The organism is Agrobacterium sp. MCAB5, assembly GCF_052114365.1.
In the GTDB taxonomy this organism is placed as follows: Bacteria; Pseudomonadota; Alphaproteobacteria; order Rhizobiales; family Rhizobiaceae; genus Agrobacterium; species Agrobacterium tumefaciens.
The window spans coordinates 1-850 of record NZ_JBFREP010000066.1 but is presented as its reverse complement, the minus strand read 5'-3'; the positions used below and the strand labels follow the sequence as shown (position 1 = coordinate 850).

General features: G+C 65.4%; 1 pseudogene. It reads right to left on the bottom strand.

Annotation, left to right across the window (positions count from 1 at the left end):
- Nucleotides 1-850, bottom strand: a pseudogene (locus AB4Z23_RS27325) (hypothetical protein); the annotation flags it as partial.

Genomic DNA, 850 nt, shown 5'->3' with positions numbered 1-850 from the left:
GTCGTACACCGTCGAGTAGCTGCCGCCCTGCATGCTGTAGGTCGGGCCCGTGATTGAACCGTCGGCATTCACCGTGGCGCCGTCTCCCAGATGATTGGCGATACTGTTGGAGACACCATAGAGCTGCGAGCCGTTGACCGCCTCCGTCGAGAACTCATTGACCGCGCCATCGGCAAGGTTTGCGATCACAGTGCCACCGGAGCCCTGCAGTGCCGACCTGGTGAAATCGACTTCGCCGGGATCAACGATGCCGTTGCCATTCGCATCGGTCCAGTCGTATTTCACCGCACGTTCCTGAAGACCTGTCACGCTGCCGCCGACCGCCTTCAGCTGGCTGACGTTGACCGCGTCTGTATCAACGCTACCAGCCGCAACGCCGGTGATCTGGCGAAGCTGGCCATTCGCCGCGTCCCCGATAGAAAGCGCCGCCAGCGTGCTGGTCGTGGCATTGATGGCGGTGCCATCCGCGCCTGTTGGGACATAACCTGCCGCCCCTGCCGCGGTGTTCGCCACCGAGCCGGCACCGAGTGCGACCGAGCCTTCGAGTGTCGCATTTGCGCCCGCGCCGAAGGCAACGCTGCGGTTTGCCGCAACCAAGGCCCCGTTGCCGATGGCGACGGTATCGGTCAGGGCGACGCCCGCCGTGGCAGGATCGGTCACGATCGTGCCGTTGCGGTCACGAATCGTCGTGCCGTCCGCATCGACGGTGAAGCCGGTTCCCGCCGAAGCGCCGAAGGCGATGTTGTTGCTGCCTGCGGTGAAGGCACCTGCTGCCTTGCCGGTCGCGAGGTTGCCGTCGCCCTTGACCAGCGCGCCCGCCCACTGGCCGCTTGCGAGGTTGTTCGAGCCC